Source organism: Acidovorax sp. (genome assembly GCF_047607405.1).
Lineage (GTDB): Bacteria > Pseudomonadota > Gammaproteobacteria > Burkholderiales > Burkholderiaceae_C > Acidovorax.
In genome coordinates this window covers 15,863-35,013 of record NZ_JASGDA010000038.1, presented here as the reverse complement: position 1 = coordinate 35,013, position 19,151 = coordinate 15,863, and the positions used below count along the sequence as shown (strand labels likewise).

Annotated in this window: 21 protein-coding genes; 8 read left to right on the top strand and 13 right to left on the bottom strand. The window is 69.6% G+C overall.

Translation table 11 applies throughout. From position 1 onward, the window contains the following. Positions 1-61 precede the first annotated feature (61 nt). Positions 62-736, bottom strand: coding sequence for a transcriptional repressor LexA (gene lexA / locus QM569_RS04890; RefSeq protein WP_414986107.1), 675 nt, complete (start codon positions 734-736; stop codon positions 62-64). A 74-nt stretch (positions 737-810) separates the two neighbouring features. On the opposite strand from lexA, the gene QM569_RS04885 reads away from it, so the two are divergent. Beyond that, entirely contained in the window at positions 811-1,737 is a 927-nt protein-coding gene (locus tag QM569_RS04885; RefSeq protein WP_414986106.1) for an asparaginase, read from the top strand. Between the two features lie 78 nt (positions 1,738-1,815). Here QM569_RS04885 and adk read toward each other — a convergent pair whose 3' ends face one another. From adk to QM569_RS04855, 6 genes are all read right to left on the bottom strand, one after another. After that, positions 1,816-2,472, bottom strand: coding sequence for an adenylate kinase (adk, locus tag QM569_RS04880; RefSeq protein ID WP_414986105.1), 657 nt, complete (start codon positions 2,470-2,472; stop codon positions 1,816-1,818). Between the two features lie 97 nt (positions 2,473-2,569). Further along, the gene (kdsB, locus tag QM569_RS04875) at positions 2,570-3,328 is read right to left on the bottom strand and encodes a 3-deoxy-manno-octulosonate cytidylyltransferase (protein ID WP_414986104.1); all 759 of its coding nucleotides are present in this window, start codon (positions 3,326-3,328) and stop codon (positions 2,570-2,572) included. Then, on the bottom strand, positions 3,325-3,510 hold the full coding sequence (locus QM569_RS04870) for a Trm112 family protein (RefSeq protein ID WP_414986103.1): 186 nt from the start codon (positions 3,508-3,510) through the stop codon (positions 3,325-3,327). The genes kdsB and QM569_RS04870 overlap by 4 nt, the downstream gene beginning before the upstream one ends. Further along, entirely contained in the window at positions 3,491-4,498 is a 1,008-nt protein-coding gene (gene lpxK, locus QM569_RS04865) for a tetraacyldisaccharide 4'-kinase (protein WP_414986102.1), read from the bottom strand. Before lpxK ends, QM569_RS04870 begins: the two co-directional genes overlap by 20 nt. A 2-nt stretch (positions 4,499-4,500) precedes the next feature. After that, positions 4,501-4,932, bottom strand: a complete 432-nt coding sequence (locus tag QM569_RS04860) for an ExbD/TolR family protein (RefSeq protein WP_414986101.1) — start codon at positions 4,930-4,932, stop codon at positions 4,501-4,503. A gap of 3 nt (positions 4,933-4,935) precedes the next feature. Further along, positions 4,936-5,577, bottom strand: a complete 642-nt coding sequence (locus QM569_RS04855; protein ID WP_414986100.1) for a MotA/TolQ/ExbB proton channel family protein — start codon at positions 5,575-5,577, stop codon at positions 4,936-4,938. A 351-nt stretch (positions 5,578-5,928) separates the two neighbouring features. On the opposite strand from QM569_RS04855, the gene xseA reads away from it, so the two are divergent. Further along, positions 5,929-7,245, top strand: coding sequence for an exodeoxyribonuclease VII large subunit (gene xseA / locus QM569_RS04850; protein WP_414986099.1), 1,317 nt, complete (start codon positions 5,929-5,931; stop codon positions 7,243-7,245). Between the two features lie 63 nt (positions 7,246-7,308). Then, a complete protein-coding gene (locus QM569_RS04845; protein WP_414986098.1) occupies positions 7,309-7,890 on the top strand; it encodes a superoxide dismutase in 582 nt (193 codons plus the stop codon). A gap of 110 nt (positions 7,891-8,000) precedes the next feature. Here QM569_RS04845 and QM569_RS04840 read toward each other — a convergent pair whose 3' ends face one another. Further along, positions 8,001-8,477, bottom strand: coding sequence for a DUF192 domain-containing protein (locus QM569_RS04840; protein ID WP_414986097.1), 477 nt, complete (start codon positions 8,475-8,477; stop codon positions 8,001-8,003). A 178-nt stretch (positions 8,478-8,655) separates the two neighbouring features. Between QM569_RS04840 and QM569_RS04835 the strand changes: the two genes are divergently transcribed. The 5 genes from QM569_RS04835 to QM569_RS04815 are packed head-to-tail and all read left to right on the top strand — an operon-like array spanning position 8,656 to position 15,271. After that, a complete protein-coding gene (locus QM569_RS04835; RefSeq protein WP_414986096.1) occupies positions 8,656-10,497 on the top strand; it encodes a PAS domain S-box protein in 1,842 nt (613 codons plus the stop codon). Further along, complete coding sequence (locus QM569_RS04830; protein ID WP_414986095.1) at positions 10,494-10,874, top strand: response regulator; 381 nt, start codon at positions 10,494-10,496, stop codon at positions 10,872-10,874. Before QM569_RS04835 ends, QM569_RS04830 begins: the two co-directional genes overlap by 4 nt. Before the next feature lie 17 nt (positions 10,875-10,891). Continuing rightward, positions 10,892-14,533: an EAL domain-containing protein gene (locus QM569_RS04825; protein WP_414986094.1), complete on the top strand. Its 3,642-nt coding sequence runs from the start codon at positions 10,892-10,894 to the stop codon at positions 14,531-14,533. Positions 14,534-14,593: 60 nt separating this feature from the next. Further along, positions 14,594-14,851, top strand: a complete 258-nt coding sequence (locus QM569_RS04820; protein WP_414986093.1) for a type II toxin-antitoxin system Phd/YefM family antitoxin — start codon at positions 14,594-14,596, stop codon at positions 14,849-14,851. A gap of 12 nt (positions 14,852-14,863) precedes the next feature. Continuing rightward, positions 14,864-15,271: a type II toxin-antitoxin system VapC family toxin gene (locus QM569_RS04815; RefSeq protein ID WP_414986092.1), complete on the top strand. Its 408-nt coding sequence runs from the start codon at positions 14,864-14,866 to the stop codon at positions 15,269-15,271. A 75-nt stretch (positions 15,272-15,346) separates the two neighbouring features. Here QM569_RS04815 and QM569_RS04810 read toward each other — a convergent pair whose 3' ends face one another. The 5 genes from QM569_RS04810 to QM569_RS04790 all read right to left on the bottom strand — a co-directional run bounded on the left by QM569_RS04810 (position 15,347) and on the right by QM569_RS04790 (position 19,119). Further along, positions 15,347-16,207, bottom strand: coding sequence for an META domain-containing protein (locus QM569_RS04810; protein WP_414986091.1), 861 nt, complete (start codon positions 16,205-16,207; stop codon positions 15,347-15,349). Positions 16,208-16,264: 57 nt separating this feature from the next. Then, on the bottom strand, positions 16,265-16,681 hold the full coding sequence (gene vapC / locus QM569_RS04805; protein ID WP_414986090.1) for a type II toxin-antitoxin system tRNA(fMet)-specific endonuclease VapC: 417 nt from the start codon (positions 16,679-16,681) through the stop codon (positions 16,265-16,267). Next, positions 16,682-16,915, bottom strand: coding sequence for a type II toxin-antitoxin system VapB family antitoxin (gene vapB, locus QM569_RS04800; protein ID WP_414986089.1), 234 nt, complete (start codon positions 16,913-16,915; stop codon positions 16,682-16,684). It lies immediately after the preceding gene. 57 nt (positions 16,916-16,972) lie between these two features. Beyond that, positions 16,973-17,863: a 3-hydroxyisobutyrate dehydrogenase gene (gene mmsB, locus QM569_RS04795; protein WP_414986088.1), complete on the bottom strand. Its 891-nt coding sequence runs from the start codon at positions 17,861-17,863 to the stop codon at positions 16,973-16,975. Positions 17,864-17,952: 89 nt separating this feature from the next. Further along, the gene (locus QM569_RS04790) at positions 17,953-19,119 is read right to left on the bottom strand and encodes an acyl-CoA dehydrogenase family protein (protein WP_414986087.1); all 1,167 of its coding nucleotides are present in this window, start codon (positions 19,117-19,119) and stop codon (positions 17,953-17,955) included. Positions 19,120-19,151: the final 32 nt, after the last annotated feature.

Here is a 19,151-nt window from a genome sequence, read left to right as displayed (position 1 = left end):
TATGCCGAACGCCCGCCACCTGCGGCGCAGCAAACGGGGAAAGGGCTGAAAGGCTGGGCGCCTACATCAGCATGGTGTTGCGGATGAGGCCGACGGCCAGGCCCTCGATCTCGAAGGGCTCGCCCGGTTCCACCACGATGACCGGGTAGTCGGGGTTCTCGGGCAGCAGCTCGATGGCGTTGGCGGTGCGGCGCAGGCGCTTGACGGTCACGTCGTCGCCCAGGCGGGCCACGATGATCTGGCCGTTGCGGGCCTCGCGGGTGGCTTGCACGGCCAGCAGGTCGCCGTCCATGATGCCCGCGTCGCGCATGGACATGCCGCGCACCTTGAGCAGGTAGTCGGGCTTGTGCTGGAACAGCGTGGGTTCGACCGCGTAGGTCTGGTCCACGTGTTCCTGCGCGAGAATGGGCGAGCCTGCGGCCACGCGGCCTACCAGGGGCAGCACCAGTTGGGCGATGCCGGGGATGGGCAGGGTGAACTGGCTGCTGCGGGCGGCGTGGATGGAGCGCAGCGCGTCGCCGCGCAGGCGGATGCCGCGCGAGGTGCCGCTGACCAGTTCGATGACGCCCTTGCGGGCCAGGGCCTGCAAGTGCTCCTCTGCCGCGTTGGCGGACTTGAAGCCCAGCTCGGCCGCGATTTCTGCGCGGGTGGGCGGGGCGCCGGTGCGGGCGATGGCGGTCTGGATGAGTTCCAGGATCTGCTGCTGGCGGGCGGTGAGCTTGGGGTTGTCGAGCATGGTGGTCTCCGGTAAGGGATGACTGTTTTTTAATCCAGTAACTGTATTTTTCACCAGTTTTTCGGAGTGCGCAAGTGATCGGGCAAAAAATTGTGGTTTTGGGCACGGGCGGGACGATTGCGGGCACGGCTGCGCGGGCGGGGGACAACATTGGCTACACCGCCGCGCAGGTGGGGGTGGAGCAGTTGCTGGCGGGCGTGCCGGGCCTGTCCGGGCTGGTGACGGAGCAGGTGGCACAGATCGACAGCAAGGACATGGATTGCGCGGTGTGGCGGGCGCTGGCTTTGCGCTGCGCGCACCACCTGGACGACCCCGGGGTGCGCGGCCTGGTGATCACCCACGGCACCGACACGCTGGAAGAAACCGCATGGTTTCTGCACGCGGTGCTGGGTGCGCGCAAGCCCGTGGTGCTGACCTGCGCCATGCGCCCCGCGACGGCCCTGGCCCCCGATGGCCCGCAGAACCTGCTGGATGCCGTGGCGACGGCGCAGGCCCCTGGGGCCGCCGGGGTACTGGCCGTTGCTGCTGGCGAGGTGCATGGCGCGCGGCAGGTGCAGAAGGTGCATCCCTACCGCGTCAACGCCTTCAACTCTGGCGAAGCGGGGCCGCTGGGCTGGGTGGAGGAAGGGCAGGTACGTTGGGCACAAAATCAGCCTTCAGCGCTTGATGGACAAGCGCAGTCAGCTATCGAAAAAATAGCAAACGTGACCGCGTGGCCTGCGGTGGAGATCGTCACCAGCCACGCGGGCGCGTCGGGCCGCGTGGTGGATGCGCTGGTGCGCGACGGCGTGCGCGGGCTGGTGGTGGCCTGCACGGGCAACGGCACCATCCACCACGCGCTGGAGGCGGCGCTGCTGCGGGCGCAGGATGCGGGCGTGCGGGTGGTGCGATCTACCCGCTGCGCCGAAGGGCGGGTGCTGCCCAAACCGGGGGACCGTTGGCCTGCGTCTGACCTGTCGCCCGTGAAGGCGCGCGTCGCGCTGATGCTGGATTTGCTTTGACAGGCGGCGCCGCGCCACCGCTCCAAAGCAAAACGGCGCTCCCCGCAAAGGGAGCGCCGCCGTGGGGGAGGTGGCGGGTCAGCTCGCCAGCGCCGCGAATGCGCGTGCCGTGATCTCTTCCACGCTGCCCGTGCCGCTGATGGCGCGGTACTTGGGTGCGGCGTCGGGCTCGGCCTTGGCCCAGCGGCTGTAGTACTCCACCAGAGGGCGCGTCTGGTCGCTATAGACCTGCAGGCGCTTCTTCACGGTTTCTTCCTTGTCGTCGTCGCGCTGGATCAGGTCTTCGCCCGTCACGTCGTCCTTGCCCGGCACCTTGGGCGGGTTGAACTTGATGTGGTAGATGCGGCCGCTGGCCGGGTGCGAGCGGCGACCGCTCATGCGCTCGACGATGGCTTCGAAGGGCACGTCGATCTCCAGCACGTAGTCGAGCTTGACGCCCGCCGCCTTCATGGCGTCCGCCTGGGGAATGGTGCGGGGGAAGCCGTCGAACAGAAAGCCGTTGACGCAGTCCGGCTGCGTGATGCGCTCCTTGACCAGGCCGATGATGATGTCATCGCTGACCAGGGCGCCCGAGTCCATCACGGCCTTGGCTTGCAGCCCCAGCGGCGTGCCTGCCTTGACGGCGGCGCGCAGCATGTCGCCGGTGGAGATTTGCGGGATGCCGTACTTCTGGCAGATGAAGTTGGCTTGCGTGCCCTTTCCGGCGCCCGGCGCGCCCAGCAGAATCAGTCTCATTGGGAAGTCCTCGAAGGTTGGAAATCGGCGGCGCCTCTGGCCCGGGCGGACCCGGAGTATGGCGCTCTCGTTGCGGGTGAGGATAGCATGGGCACCGCTACAGAAACAGGGCGCGAACCCGCTCCAGATCCTCGGGCGTGTCCACCCCGGGGCCGGGCGCCTCGGCAGCCAGGTGTACGGCGATGCGGTGGCCGTGCCACAGGGCGCGCAGCTGCTCCAGCGCCTCGATGGTCTCGGTGGGCGCGGGCTGCAGGGCCGGGAACTGGCGCAGAAAGCCCGCCCGGTAGCTGTAGATGCCCACGTGCCGCAGCGGCGCAAAGCCGCCGCCCTGCCACCAGGCCGTACCCGGCGCGTGGTCGCGGGCGAAGGGAATGGGCGCGCGGCTGAAGTAGTGCGCCAGGCCGCGCGCGTCCAGCACCACCTTGACCACGTTGGGGTTGGCGTAGTCGGCGGGCGAGGCGATGGCGTGGGCGGCGGTGCCCATGCTGGCTTCGGGCCTGGCGGGCAGCAGCGCGGCCACGGCGTCGATGAGCGCGGGGGCGATCAGCGGCTCGTCGCCCTGCACGTTGACCACCACGTCGTCGCCGTCCAGCCCGAGCAGCGCGCAGGCTTCGGCCAGGCGGTCGCTGCCGCTCGGGTGGTCGGCGCGGGTGGCGACGGCCTCGACGCCGTGCGCGGCGCAGGCGTGCAGGATGCGGGCGTCATCGGCGGCCACCACCACGCGGGCGGCGGCGCTCTGCGCGGCGCGCCGGGCCACGCGCACCACCATGGGCAGACCGGCGATGTCGGCCAGGGGCTTGTCCGGCAGGCGGCTCGACGCCATGCGCGCCGGGATCAGCACGGTGAAGCGGCTCATTGCGCTTCCAGCTCGTCGTCGGTCAGCGTGCGGGCCTCGGTCTCCAGCAGCACCGGGATGCCGTCGCGCACCGGGTAGGCCAGGCGGGCGCTGCGCGAGACGAGTTCCTGCGCCTCGCGGTCGTAGGTCAGCGGGCCCTTGGTGACGGGGCAGACCAGCAGTTCAAGCAGTTTGGGATCCATGGGGGGCTCCTTGTTGGAGAGATGTTAGCCGCGCGTCCAGCAGCGCGAAGAAGGCGGGCGGGATGCCGACCTGCAGCGGCACGGCCAGCGCATCGGGGTGCCGGGGCCAGAGCTTGACGGCGTCTTTTTCGGTACAAATCAGCCTCTGGCGCTTATCTGATGGGAGCTTCCAGCTATCAAAATCGTAGTGATCGGGCAGAGCCTCGCAGGCGGCCAGATCCAGCCCCTGGGCGCGCAGCATGGCGAAGAAGTCCTCGGGCCGGGCAATGGCCGCCACGGCGTGCAGCGGCGTGCCGCACAGGCTGGCCAGCGGCACCTGCGCGCCGTCCTGCGTGACGGCATGGGGCGCCATCGCGCGCCGCAGGGCAAAGGCCGGTGCCGTGGTGCGGGCGGGCAGGGCGCCGCTGTACAGCACGGCGTCCACCGGGCGCGGCCAGGGCTCGCGCAGCGGGCCCGCGGGCAGCAGCCAGCCGTTGCCTACGCCCTGGTCGTTGAACACGCAAATCTCCACGTCGCGCTGCAGCGCCAGGTGCTGCAAGCCGTCGTCGCAGACGATCACGTCGGTCAGCGGGTGTGCGGCCAGCAGGGCGCGGGCGGCCTCCACGCGGCGCCGCGCCACGAAGACGGGGGTGCCGGGGCACTGGCGGGCGATGAGGGCGGGCTCGTCGCCCACGGCGCTGGCGGGGCTGTCGGGCAGCACGGGGCGGCAGTCGGTGGTGCTGCGGCCATGGCCGCGCGAGATGACGCCGGGGGCCAGCCCCCGCGCGCGCAGGTGCTGCACCAGGGCGATGGTGACGGGCGTCTTGCCCGCGCCGCCCGCGATCACGTTGCCGACCACGACGACGGGCCGCCCCGGGTGTGCGGATTGCAGGATGCCCGCCCGGTACAGCCCGCGCCGCGCCGCCGCCAGCGCGCCGTACAGCAGCGACAGGGGCCACAGGGCCCGGGCCCAGGGGCCGCGCCCTTGCCAGGCCCGCTGCAGCAGCATGTTCAGCGGCGTGCCGCCCCTGCGGACGACTGCGTGGCGAAGGTGATCTGCGTCAGGCCCACGCGGCGCGCGGCTTCCATCACCGAGATCACGGACTGGTGCGGCGACAGGGCGTCGGCGCTGATGATGACGATGCTGCCCTGGCCCGCTTCATTCGCGGCAGCGCGCAGGGCCTGGGCGATGGCGTCCACGCTCTTGCCGTCCACCCCCGTCTTGTTGACGGCGTAGCGCCCGTCGGCGGCCACGGAGACGATGACTTCCTTGGGCCGGTCGCGCTGCTGATCGGCGTCGGCCACGGGCAGGGTGAGCTGCAGCTCCGTGAACTTGCTGTAGGTGGTGGTCAGCATCAGGAAGATGAGGATCACCAGCAGCACGTCGATGAACGGGATCAGGTTGATCTCCGGCTCTTCGTGGGCGCGGGGGCGGAAGTTCATCGCTTACTTGGCTTTGCGCAGGCGCAGGATGTGGCGGGCGAAGGTCTCGGACGCGAGTTCCAGCGTCAGCAGGTAGGCGTCCACCCGGGCGCGGAAGTAGCGCCAGAAGATCAGCGTCGGAATGGCCACGATCAGCCCGAAGGCCGTGTTGTACAGCGCGACGGAAATGCCGTGCGCCAGCTGCGCCGGGTTGCCGCCGCCCGCGCCCATGCCGCCGGTGCTGCCCTGCGATCCGAAGATCTCGATCATGCCGATCACCGTGCCCAGCAGGCCCAGCAGCGGCGCGGCCGAGGCGATGGTCGCCAGGGCCGGCAGGTACTTCTCCAGCCGGTGCGCCACGGCGCGGCCCGTGCCCTCCATGGCGGCGCGCAGGTCGGCCTCGGTGCATTGGGGGTGGCTGTTGAGCGTGCGCAGGCCGCTGGCCAGCACCTCGCCCAGGGCGGAGCTTTGCGCGAGCTGGTTCACCACGTCCGGCGTGGGCAGGGCCCGGGACGTGACGGTGATGGCCTCGTCCAGCAGCTTCGGGGGCGCGACACGGGCCGTCTTGAGGGCCACAAAGCGCTCGACAATCAGCGCCAGTCCCAGGACGGAACACGCGATCAGGGGCCAGATCGGCCAGCCTGCGGCTTGTATGATGGACAGCAAATCTCTCTCCGCGCAGATGGGTCAGCGGGCGATTATGGCCCAGCTCGCAAGCCGCGCCGGAGTTCCGGTGCGTCACAAAGCGTTACCTTGTCGCAGCCCTGGCGGAACCCACAAAAACTGTGGATAACTTTGTGGGAAACCCGCCCCGGCCACCCCGCCAAGCGGCATGAAACCGTGGGTGTGACAGATTGATGAAAAATTGCGCAGTGAAAACTTGTTATAAATCAATGGGTTGCACGTGCTTTCGTGCTCTGCGGCCTGTGGTGCCACCCATGGCGCAGGGCGCTGCCGCTTGCTCCAAACTGTGGAGTACTCCCCCCCTCCAAGCGGCCCGCAGGCCCGTTGCCAGCGATGTTTGAGCGCCCAAACCCCGCAGCGGCGCCGCGCGTGTGGGAAGTTGGCGCGCTGTGCCGCGCCATTGCTGATGCCTTGCAGGCGCGCTTCAATCCTGTCGCGGTGCGCGGCGAGATAACGGGCTTCTCGCGCGCATCCAGCGGGCATTGCTACTTTTCGATCAAGGACGCGAACGGCCAGTTGCGCTGCGCCATGTTCCGCCGCGCCGCCGACCTGCTTGACTTTTCGCCGCGCGATGGCGAATTGGTGGAACTGCGCGGGCGCATCGGCGTGTACGAGGCGCGCGGCGACCTGCAGTTCATCGTGGAAAGCATGCAGCGCGCGGGGCAGGGCGCGCTGTTCGAGCAGTTCCTGCGCCTCAAGGCCCGGCTGGAGGCCGAGGGCCTGTTCGACGCCGCCCGCAAGCGCCCGCTGCCGCTGCAGCCGCGCGGCATCGGCGTCGTCACCTCGCTGGGCGCTGCCGCCCTGCACGACGTGGCGACGGCGCTGCGCCGCCGCGTGCCGCACATCCCCGTGGTGCTGGCGCCCGCGCAGGTGCAGGGCGCGGGCGCGCCACAGTCCCTCATCGCGGCGCTATCAAAACTGTATCTGCTGGCCCAGTCTGGACAAGCGCCAGAGGCCGATTCGACCCCTATCGATGTGATCCTGCTGGTGCGCGGCGGCGGCTCCATCGAAGACCTGTGGGCCTTCAACGACGAACGGCTCGCCCGCGTCATCGCGCAAAGCCCCGTGCCCGTGGTCAGCGGCGTGGGGCACGAGACGGACTTCACCATCGCCGACTTCTCGGCCGACCTGCGCGCCCCCACGCCCACCGCCGCCGCCGAGCTGGTGGCCCAGCCCCGCGCCGTGTGGCTGGGCGCGCTGGACCTGCTGGCAGGGCGCCTGGCCGACGGCGCGCAGCGCCAACTGGACGCGCGCCACCAGCGGCTGGACCAGGCGGCGGCGCGGCTGGGCAGGCCCTCGGGCCTGGTGGCGCGCCAGCAGATGCAACTGGCGCGGCTGGCCCAGCGCATGCGGCATGGCGCGCTCCTGAAAATGCAGCGCCTGGCCCATACCCAGCAAGCGCTGGAGGCCGATTTGCCCCTGAAACTGCAACGCGCCTTGCGCCTGCAAGCCGACCGCCTGGACCGCGCCGCCCTGCGGCTGCAACTGCTCGATCCGCGCCTCGTCCTACAGCGCGGCTACGCCCTGTTGACCGACACTGCCGGGCAGGCCGTGACCAGCGCCCGCCAGGCCCGCCCCGGCGACGCGCTGCGCGCCACGCTGGCCGACGGCGACCTGGACCTGACCGTGACGCCCCCGCGCCTGCTGTAGTCTTCCTACAATCGGCCCATCGTCGGCCAGAATCTCCATCAAACCACCACGAGGAAACCCACCATGGAACACACCCTTCCCCCGCTGCCTTACGCCATCGACGCCCTGGCCCCGCACTACAGCCAGGAAACGCTGGAATACCACCACGGCAAGCATCACAACGCCTACGTGGTGAACCTGAACAACCTGCAAAAAGGCACCGAGTTCGAGAGCATGACGCTCGAAGAAATCGTCAAGAAGGCCAGCGGCGGCATCTACAACAACGCCGCGCAGATCTGGAACCACACCTTCTTCTGGAACTGCATGGCGCCCAATGGCGGCGGCGAACCCTCGGGCGCGCTGGCGGCAGCCATCAACGCCAAGTGGGGCAGCTACGCCGCCTTCAAGGAAGCCTTCGTGAAAAGCGCCGTGGGCAACTTCGGCTCCGGCTGGACCTGGCTGGTCAAGAAGGCCGACGGCAGCGTGGACATCGTCAACACCGGCGCCGCCGGCACGCCGCTGACCACGGCCGACAAGGCCCTGTTGACGGTGGACGTGTGGGAGCACGCCTACTACATCGACTACCGCAACCTGCGCCCCAAGTTCGTCGAGACCTTCCTGGACAAGCTGGTCAACTGGAAGTTCGCCGAGGCCAACTTCGCCTGAGCACGGCGCATCGCCCCAAAACAAAAACGGCCCTCGGGCCGTTTTTTCATGGTCTTTTTGGCCTCCAGCGCTTATCTGGCGGGCGCTAGCAGCTATCAAAACAGTAGTGACTACCGGCGCTGGAAGGGCGCGCCGCCCAGCTTGAAGCCTGCCTTGATGCCGCGCTTGGCGAACCAGCCCTGGTTCATCTCCAGCACGTAGCGCACGGGCTTGGCCGAGCAGTGCGAATCCAGCGTCTGCGGCTTCATGTCCGCCAGGTTGGCGATGGTGCCGTCGTCATCGACGAAGGCCGCCGTGAGCGGCAGCAGCGTGTTCTTCATCCAGAAGCACTGCGTGGCGGGCTGCTCGAAGACGAACAGCATGCCCTCGTGCTGCGGCATCTCCTTGCGGTGCATCAGGCCGGTCTGGCGCTCCTGCGGGGCGATGGCGACCTGGGCGTCGATGCGGTGCATGCCCGCCGTCAGCTCCACGCGCTGCAGGTTCAGCTGGGGGGCGTCCTGGGCGGCGGCGGGCAGGGCGGTCAGTGCAGCCGCCGCCAGCAGCGCGGCGGCACGGGCGAGGGGAGGGGCGAAGAAAGCGTGTTTCATGGCGGGTCAAGGCAAACCGCCCGCAAATGCGGGCGACCGCCATTGTGAAGGAAGGCGACCGCCTGGCGGCGGGCTGCGGCACTTCGTCGGCGCGGGGCCCTCTGGGCTGGCAGGTTTTGGCCGCGCCGCTTAATATCGACCCGCCCGCCCGCGTGGGGCGGGCCCTCACGGAGATGGCATGGAGTCCGACGACTATTCCACCGCGTACTGGGAGCAGAACCCCGACGCGCTGCTGGTTCTCTCGCCCGAAGGGGCGGTGCTCAACTGGAACCCTGCCGCAGAGGCGATCTTCGGCTTTACCGCAGCCGAGGTGCTGGGCGCCTCGGTGGTCGATCTCATCGTGCCGCAGGACCACACCCACGAAGAGGCGCAGATGCGCGCCGAGGCGCTGCGCAGCGGCACCGCCGTGCATGAATCGGTGCGCCGCCGCAAGGACGGATCGCTGGTCCACGTGAACGTCTCCACCCGCGCGGTGCGCGGCGCGGACGGCCAGGTGCTGTACTTCCTGTCGAGCAAGAAGGACGTGACCCAGCTCAAGGTGCAGCGCGACGCCAAGCTGCTCAGGGCGCGCTTTGGCGACCTGCTCGAATCCACGCCCGACGCCATCGTCATGGTCAACGCCACGGGGCGCATCGTCCACGTCAACTCCCAGGCCGAGCGCGTGTTCGGCTACCTGCGCGACGAGCTGCAAGGCCAGGCCGTGGAGGTGCTGCTGCCCGAGCGCTACCGGCGCGCGCACCTGGGGCACCGGGGCGGCTTCTTCGCCGAGCCGCGCACGCGCTCCATGGGTGCGGGGCTGGAGCTGTACGGGCTGCGCAAGAACGGCTCGGAGTTCCCGGTGGAGATCAGCCTGAGCCCGCTGGACACCGAGGAAGGCACCATGGTGATGAGCGCCATCCGCGACATCACCGACCGCAAGCGCGCGGACCAGAAGTTCAAGGACCTGCTGGAGGCCGCGCCGGACGCCATGGTCATCGTCAACCGCGAGGGGCGCATCGTGCTGGTCAACTCGCAGGCCGTGCGGCTGTTCGGCTGGAGCCGCGACGAGCTGCTGGGCCAGGGCATCGAGCTGCTGGTGCCCGCGCGCTACAACGCCCGCCACCCCGACCACCGCAACCACTTCTTCTCGGAGCCGCGCACGCGCTCGATGGGCGCGGGCTTCGAGCTGTTCGGGCTGCGCAAGGACGGCTCGGAGTTCCCCGTGGAGATCAGCCTGAGCCCGCTGGAGACGGAGGAGGGCCTGTTCGTCTCCAGCGCCATCCGCGACGTGACCGAGCGCAAGCGCATCGAAAGCGCGCTGCGCGACAAGAACCTGGAGCTGGAGAACGCGGCCCTGGTCAAGGACCGCTTCCTCGCCAGCATGTCGCACGAGCTGCGCACGCCGCTCAACGCCATCATCGGCTTCACCGGCACGCTGCTGATGCAGCTGCCCGGGCCGCTGAACGCCGAGCAGGAAAAGCAGCTGCGCATCGTGCAGACCGGCGCGCGCCACCTGCTGTCGCTCATCAACGACCTGCTGGACGTGGCCAAGCTCGGCGCCAACAAGGCATCGTTCCACATCGAGGCGCTGGACTGCCGCGGCGTGGTCGAGGACGTGGCCGCCACGCTGGAGCCCGAGGCCCGGCGCAAGGGGCTGGCCTTTGCCGTGCAGGTGCCGCCCGGCGCCGTGGCCGTGCGCACCGACCGCAGGGCCTTCAGCCAGATCCTCATCAACCTGGTGGGCAATGCCATCAAGTTCACGCAGCAAGGCGGGGTGGACGTGGTGCTGGAGCAGGGCGAGGGCGCGGTGCGGGTGCGTGTGCGCGACACCGGCCCCGGCATCCCCGCGCGCGAGCAGCCGCGCCTGTTCGAGGCTTTTTCGCGTGTGGAAAGCGCCGAGCGGCGCCACCACGAGGGCTCGGGCCTGGGCCTGCACCTGAGCCGCAAGCTGGCCGAGGCCCTGGGCGGCAGCGTGGTGTTCGAAAGCGCCGAAGGGCAGGGCAGCACCTTCATCCTTGAATTGCCGGAGGCCCCCGAATGACGACGAAAGCCACCATCCTGGTCATCGAGGACGACGACGCCAGCCGCCACCTCGTCACCTACCTGCTGGAGGCGGCAGGCCACCGCGTGCTGGCCGCCGAGAACGGCGCGCTGGGCCTGGGCCTGGCGCTGGCCGAGGAGCCCGACCTGATCCTGTGCGACCTGCAGATGCCCGTGATGAACGGCTACGAGGTGGCGCGCAGCCTGCGCTCGCACCACACCTGGCGCGCGGTGCCGCTGGTGGCCGTCACGGCGTTCTCGATGCCGGGCGACCGCGAAAAGGCGTTGGAGGTGGGCTTCGACGAGCACCTGCCCAAGCCCATCGTTCCCGAGACCTTCGTGCAGCAGGTCGAGGTGTTCCTTGCCACACCCCCCTGAGTCGCTTCGCGCCATGGATGACCCAGATGGCCAAGATCCTCGTCGTTGACGACCTCCCCGCCAACCGGGCGCTCATCGCCACGCTGGTCGGCCACAGCGGCCACCAGGCGCTGGAGGCGGCCGACGGCGCCGAGGCCCTGGCCCTGGTGCGCGCCGAGCGGCCCGAGCTGGTCATCTCCGACATCCTCATGCCCACCATGGACGGCTACGAGTTCGTGCGCCAGCTGCGCGAAGACCCGGCGCTGGCCGCCACGCAGGTGATCTTTTGCAGCGCGCACTACCTGGAGCAGGAGGCCCGCAGCCTGGCCCGTGCGTGCGGCGTGATGCAGGTGCTGGTCAAGCCCTGCGAGCCGCAGGACATTCTGGCGGCCATCGAACAGGCGCTGTCCGGCGCGCCGCAGCGGCCCGCCCGGCCCCTGGAGCACGCCTTCCAGACGCGCCATCTGCGGCTCATGGCAGACAAGCTCACCGGCAGCGCGACCGGGCTGGAGGCCGCCAACCGGCGGCTGGCGGCCCTGACCGACCTGAACCTGCACCTGGCGTCCCAGCGCGACCCGGATGTGCTGATGGTCAACGTCTGCGACGGCGCGCGCGAGCTGGTCGGCGCGCAGTACGTGGTGCTGTGCGTCGTGCGCAAGGACAGCCAGACCAGTGTGTCGTTCGCCAGCGGCATCGCCGCTGCGGCCACCCGTGGGCTGGGCCAGCCCGTGGTGTCGCACGGCCTGCTGGGCCAGGTGCGGGCCGAGCGGCGCGCCCAGCGCGTGGCCCGCAACCCTGGCGGCGACCCCTGCGCGCTGGGGCTGCCCGCAGGCTACCCGCCCGTACACCAGGCGCTGGTCGCGCCCATCACGTCGCCGTCGTTCTCCTACGGCTGGCTGTGCCTGGTCAACAAGCAGGGGGCAGACGCGTTCAGCGCCGAGGACGAGCGGCTCGTCTCCGTCCTGGGCGCGCAGGTGGGGCGCATCTATGAAAACGGCAGCCTCTACACCGAGGTGCAGCGCCATGCCGAGCAGCTGCAACAGGAGGTGCTGGAGCGCAGGCGCGTCATCGAGGACCTGCGCGCCAGCGAGGCGGGCCTGCACCGCGCCCAGGCGCTGGCGCGCGTCACCCACGTGGTCACCGGGCCGGGCGGCGTGTTCGAGAGCTGGCCCGAGGGCTGCCCGGCGCTGCTGGGTTTCACGCCGCAGAACCTGCCGCGCTCCGTGCGCGAATGGCTGGCCCACATACACCCCGAGGACCAGCCTATGTTCCGCGCGCATGCGCTGGCGGCGGCGAGCCAGCTCTCGCGCAGGGACTTCACCTACCGCCTGCTGCGCCTGGACGGCACGGTGGCCCACCTGCGCCAGGTGATGGAGTCCCTGCCCGTGCAAGACGGCGGCCCGCCGCGCTGGTTCAACACCATCCAGGACATCAGCGAGCAAAAGCGCGCCGAGGAGGCCCTGCGCGAGAGCAACCGCCGTTTCAACGACATGCTCGACAGGGTCGAGATGATCTCGCTGATGCTCGACGCCCAGGGCCGCGTCACCTACTGCAACGACTACCTGCTGCGCCTGACGGGCTGGCGGCGCGACGAGGTGGAGGGCTGCGACTGGTTCGCGCGGTTCATTCCGAAGGCCGAGGAGGCCGACGTGCGGCGGGTGTTTGCCGAGGTGCTGGCCGACCATCCCTCGGCCGTGCATTACGACAACCAGATACTCACCCGCACCGGCAAGCGGCGGCTGGTTCACTGGAACAACACCGTGCTGCGCCAGCCCGACGGCCGGCCGGTCGGCCTGGCCAGCCTGGGCGAGGACATCACCGAGCGCCACGAGGCCGAGCGCAAGATCCAGCGCCTGAACCGCATGTACGCCATGCTCAGCGGCATCAACACGCTGATCGTGCGCGCCCGCACGCGCGACGAACTCTTCCGCGAGGCCTGCCGCATTGCGGTGGAGGGCGGGCAGTTCAAGATCGCATGGATCGCCCGCGTGGACCGCGTGCAGCAGCACGTCGAGCCCGTGGCGATGGCCGGGACGCAAGAGGACTATCTCCTGAACATCAAGGACCGCCTGCGGCTGTACGACGAGCCCACCCCCGGCGAGAGCCTGAGCGCCGGCGTGGTGCGCACGCGGCGCCCCGTGGTGTCCGACGACATCTCGGACGACCCGCGCGTGCTGCTGTCGGCCCCGCTGCGGGCGCGCGGCGTGGCCTCCATCGCGGCGCTGCCGCTGATGGTGGACGGCGACGTGGTGGGCGTGCTCGCGCTGTTTTCGGGCGAGCCGGGCTTCTTCGACGCCGCCGAGATGAAGCTGCTGACCGAGCTGGCCGGGGACATCGGCTTCGCGCTGGACCATCTGGCCAAGGAAGATCGGCTGAACTACCTGGCCTACTACGACCAGATCACCGGCCTGCCCAACCGCACGCTGTTCCTGGAGCGCTGCGTGCAGCGCCTGCGCGTGCGCGAGGGCGCTGCGGGCGGCAAGGCGCTGCAGGGCGTTGCGCTCATCGACATCAGCCGCTTTCGCTTCGTCAACGACACCTTGGGCCGCCAGGGCGGTGACGAGCTGCTCCAGCAGGTCGCCCAGCGGCTGCGGCAGGCGGCGGGCGAGAGCTGCGACATCGCGCGCATCGGCATCAACAGCTTCGGCGTCACCGTGCCCGAGGCGCGCGACGCCAACGCCGTGGCCCTGGCGCTGGACCACCTCATGCGCGCCTGCTTCGGCGCGCCCTTCATGCTGGGCGCGAGCGAACTGCGCATGGCGGCCAAGGCGGGCGTGGCCCTGCACCCCCTGGACGGGCACGACGCCGAAACCCTGCTGCGCAATGCCGAGGCCGCCGTCAACATGGCCAAGGCCACGGCCGACAACCTGCTGTTCTACACGGCCGAGATGAACATCCGCGTGGCCGAGACGCTGAGCGTGGAAGGCCGCCTGCGCCAGGCGCTGGAGCAGGGCCAGTTCGTGCTGCACTACCAGCCCAAGCAGCACCTGGCCAGCGGCGCCATCGCGGGCGCCGAGGCGCTGATCCGCTGGCACGACCCCGAGCGCGGCCTGGTGCCGCCCGCGCAGTTCATCCCCATCCTGGAGGAAACCGGCCTCATCTACCACGTGGGCCGCTGGGCCTTGCAGCAGGCCCTGGCCGACAACCTGCGCTGGCGCCGCGCCGGGCACGCGCCCTTGCGCGTGGCGGTGAACGTGTCGTTCCTGCAGCTGCGCCACCGCGGCTTCATCGACGAAGTGCGCGGCGCCATCGCCCACGACCCCGAGGCCGCCGCCGGGCTGGAGCTGGAGATCACCGAAAGCATGGTGATGGACGACGTGGAGCACAGCACGCGCAGCCTGCACGCGCTGCGCGAAATGGGCATCTCCATCGCCATCGACGACTTCGGCACCGGCTTCTCGTCGCTGAGCTACCTGGCGCGGCTGCCGGTGGACACGCTCAAGATCGACCGCACCTTCATCCAGGGCATGGCCGCCGGGCCGCAGGGCCAGGCGCTGGTGTCCACCATCGTCAACCTGGGCCACTCGCTGGGCCTCAAGGTGGTGGCCGAAGGGGTGGAGTCCGACGAGCAGAGCTGCCAGCTGGCGACTCTGGGCTGCGACGAGATCCAGGGGTATCTGCTGAGCCAGCCCTTGGCGGCGGATGCGTTCGAGGCGCGGTTCTTGCGCCCGCAAGGGTGATTTGACGGCGGGCGCGGGCTGTGACAAACTAGTCATCTAACTGGTTTGAAGGAGCCCGCCATGCACACATGGCCTGTTCAGGACGCGAAAGCGCGGTTCAGCGAATTTCTGGATGCCTGCCTCGCGCAAGGCCCGCAGATGGTGACCCGGCGCGGGGCCGAGGCCGCCGTGCTGGTGCCAGCGCAGGAGTGGCGGCGCCTGCAATCGGCGGCGAAGCCATCGCTCAAGCAACTGCTGCTTTCCGGGCAGGTGCGTGCCGACCTCATCGCGCCGGAGCGCGGGCAGGCCCGCCGCCGCCCCGTGGAGCCCATGGCCTGACGGGCGCCCGGCATGTACCTGCTCGACACGAACATCGTTTCCGAACTGCGCAAGCCGCGCCCGCACGGCGCGGTGGTGGCCTGGCTGGAGTCGGTGGATGACGCGCAACTGCACCTGTCCGCCGTGACCCTGGGCGAAATCCAGGCGGGCATCGAACTGACCCGGGAGCAGGACGCAAGCAAGGCCGACGAAATCGAGGACTGGCTGGAACTGGTGGCGGGTGCCTACAACGTCCTGCCCATGGACGCGGCCATCTTCAGGGCCTGGGCGCGGCTGATGCACCGCAAGTCCGACACGCTCTATGAAGACGCCATGATCGCCGCGACGGCCAAGGTGCATGGCCTGACCGTCGTGACCCGCAACGTGGCGGACTTCAGGGCGCTGGGGTTCGAGGTCTTCAATCCGTTTGCCGTTGCATAGTAGCCGATTGCTCTCATAAAAATAGCTGCTTGCGCTTGCTGGACGGGCGCTGGCAGCCATTTTTTCCCAAAAAAATCAGCGGGTGCGCTCCGCCTGCACCACCATGTCCAGCACGTAGATATGGCTGGGCGCGTCGGCGGGCTGCGGCTGTCCGCTGCGCGCCAGCGGGTAACGCTGCACGCGCAGCACGTTACGGATGCCGGGCTCGTGCTGGTAGCCGTCGATCTCGCTCTGCAGGATGCGCCATTCGCCCGTGCCTTGCCGGACGCCGTTGCCGTCGAAGTACACGTCGCGCACGCGCAGGCACTGGGCGCCGGGGCGCAGCGGGTGGTTGCAGGCCACGCGCTCGGGCGCCACTTCCAGAAAGACGCGCTCGCCCGGCGCGCCGTAGCGCGTGGCGGGCGTGGGCGTGGGCGTGGGCGTGGGCGTGGGCGTGCCGGCCAGCTCCCAGCGGCTGCCGTCCGCGAAGTGCAGCACCAAGCGGGGCGCAGCGGGGGTGCCTTGCAGTTCATAGCGCTGCGCCTGGGGCAGTTGGGCGGTCACGCGGTGCTCCAGCGCCATCAGGTCGCGGTCGGCGCAGGCGCGCAGGGTGGAGAAGGGGCGCTCCACTGTCAGGCGGGCGCCGTCGAGCGCATAGCCCGCGCCGATGGCGTTGCACAGGTTCTGCACCGACAGGCGCTGCGCATCGAAATGCAGGCGCGCCGGGCTGCGGCCCGCCAGCACCCAGCCGGGCTGCGCCTGGCCCCGGCCATCGAAGGCCGCGACCAGGTCCCAGTCGTAGGCTGGCAGCGTGGGGGCGGCGTGGGCGGGAGAGGTGGTGGGCGAGGGCGGCGGCACGGGGGCTCCCTGGGGGCTGCTGCCGCAGGCGGCGAGCAGGGCGGCGAATGCGGCGGCGGCCAGCGCCTTGGCGAGGACGGGGCGTGCTTTGGAGTGCATCGCCCGACCTTACCGGAAAACCGCCCCGGGCCGGGTAGGAGAAGGGCGCTTTGGCAATCAGCCGCGCGGCGTTTGCGCCCAGTCCTCGATCATCAGCCCGCCGACGCGCTCGAACTCCCGCACGTTGTTGGTCACCAGGATGGCCGCGAGGCTGCGCGCATGGCCCGCCATCAGCGTGTCGAAGGGGCCGATCTTCTGCCCCTTCTGCTCCAGCATCGCCCGGATTTGCGCCGCGTGATCGCTGGCGGCCTCGTCCAGCGGCAGCACCTCCAGCATGGCGCAGAAGGTGCCGATGGCGTGCAGGGTCTTGTGCGGCGCCTGGGACTTGTAGGCGCCGCTCAACAGCTCGAAGCGCGTGACCTCGGAAATGCACATCTGCCCATGGTGGGCGTTGAACAGCGGCAGCACGTGCGCGGGGCGCTGGTTGATGACGTAGATGCAGATGTTGGTGTCGAGCAGGTAGCGCGGCGCCATTTACTTCAGCGCCTCGCGCTGCTGCATGGGGGGCTGGTCGCGCTCGGGCAGCAGGGCGTCGCCGCCGGGCGGCTGGGCAAACCACGCATCCCAGGTGCCGCCCACGGGCGCGATGATGCGGGTGTTGCCCACCGCCGTGATGGTGACTTCATGCACGCCGGGCGCGAACGCAACCGAACGGTGAAAGCGGACAGCCTGGCTTTTGTTGTTCAGGAACAGGTTGGTCTGGATCATGGCGCGCCTCGTGCGGGGAAGGTATATGCCGATGGTATATACGCTCCGCCAGGGCGGTCAACCCCGCTTCTGCACCATCTTGATCACGCTGGAGAAGTCCTCGGCCCCGTGCCCCGCGATGCTGTGCGCCGCGTAGAGGGCCCGCGCCATGCCGCCCAGCGGCGTGCTGGCCTTGACGGCGATGGCGTTCTCCTGCGCCAGGCCCAGGTCTTTCAGCATCAGGTCGGTGCCGAAGCCGCCCGCGTAGCCTTTGCTGGCGGGCGCGGTGTCCATCACGCCGGGCCAGGGGTTGTACTTTTCCAGCGCCCAGTTGCCGCCGGAGCTGCGGCGCATGATCTCGGACAGCACCTTGGGGTCCAGGCCGTTGGCCACGCCCAGGGCGATGGCCTCGCTGGTGCCCGCCATCAGGATGCCCAGCAGCATGTTGTTGCAGATCTTGGCCGTCTGGCCCGCGCCCACGCCGCCCGCGTGGAAGATGTTGGCGCCCATTTTTTCGAGCACGGGGCGGGCGCGCTCCAGGTCGGCCGTGTCGCCGCCGACCATGAAGGTCAGCGTGCCCGCGATGGCGCCGCCCGTGCCGCCGGAGACGGGCGCGTCGATGAAGGCCACGCCCCGCGCCTTGGCGGCCTCGGCCACCTTGCGCGAGGTGGCGGCGGCTATTGTTGACGAGTCGATGACCAGCGTGCCTGCGGGCAGTTGGGCGAGCAGGTCGCCCGCGCCCAGGAACAGCCCCTCGACGTGCTGGCTGGCGGGCAGCATGGTGATCACGGTGTCGGCGCCCGCCACCGCGTCGGCAGCGCTCGCGGCGATGGCGATGCCGCCCTCGGCCACCTTGTCGCAGGCGGGTTTGGAGAGGTCGAACGCGCGCACCGCGTGGCCCGCCTTGTGCAGATTGAGGGCCATGGGGCCGCCCATGTTGCCCAGGCCAATGAATGCGATCTTGCCCATGCTGTGTGTCTCCTTGGTATGAAATTGATAGCTGCCGGTGCTTGCTGGATAAGCGCTGGAGTCCAAAAAGGCTTGAAGTTTTTGAGAGGCTAGCGGATGACCTCGGTCGCGTCCCCGTCGAGCATGCGGCGGGCGATGATGACGCGCATGATCTCGTTCGTGCCTTCCAGAATCTGGTGGACGCGGGCGTCGCGCAGCAGGCGCTCCAGCGGGTATTCGCGGATGTAGCCGTAGCCGCCATGCAGCTGCAGCGCGTCGTTGACCACGCCGAAGCCCGCGTCGGTGGCAAAGCGCTTGGCCATGGCGCAGTAGGTGGATGCGTCGCGCGCGCCCGCGTCCAGCTTGCTCGCTGCAAGGCGCACCATCTGGCGCGCGGCGACCAGTTCGGTCGCCATGTCGGCCAGCTTGAACTGCAGGGCCTGAAAGCTGGCGATGGGCTTGCCGAACTGCTGGCGGTCCTGCATGTACTGCTGCGCGGCGTTCAGCGCGCCCTGGGCCGCGCCCACCGAGCACGTGGCGATGTTGATGCGCCCGCCGTCCAGGCCCTTCATGGCGATCTTGAAACCCTCGCCCTCGCGGCCCAGCAGGTGGCTGGCGGGAACACGCACGTTGTCGAAGCTGATGGTGCGCGTGGGCTGGCTGTTCCAGCCCATCTTTTGCTCCTTCTTGCCGTAGCTGATGCCGGGGGCATCGGCAGGCACGGCGAAGGCGCTGATGCCGCCTGCGCCGGATTGCGCATCGCCGGTGCGCGCCATGAGCACCAGCACGTCCGTGCTGCCCGCGCCGCTGATGAACGCCTTGGCGCCGTTGATGACGTATTCATGGCCCACCCGCTCGGCCCGGGTCTTGAGCGATGCCGCGTCCGACCCCGCGCCGGGCTCGGTCAGGCAGTAGCTCGCCAACTTTTGCCCGGTGGTCAGCAGCGGCCCCCACTGATCGCGCACGGCGTCCGTGGCCCAGGTGCCGAGCATCCACGTCGCCATGTTGTGGATGGTGATGAAGGCGGTGGTGGACGGGTCCACCGCCGCCATTTCCTCGAACACCAGCGTGGCGTCCAGCCGGGGCAGGGCCAGGCCGCCCGCGTTCTCGGGCGCGTACAGGCCGCAAAAGCCCAGTTCGCCCGCTCGGCGAATAGCGTCGCGCGGGAAGGTGCCTTGCTCGTCCCACTGCGCGGCGTGCGGGGCCAGCTCCGCCAGGGCGAAGGCGCGCGCCGTCTGGGCGAAGGCGCGCTGCTCCTCGGTCAGTTCAAAGTCCATACTCTTGTTTTGATAGCTGACAGCGCTTGTCC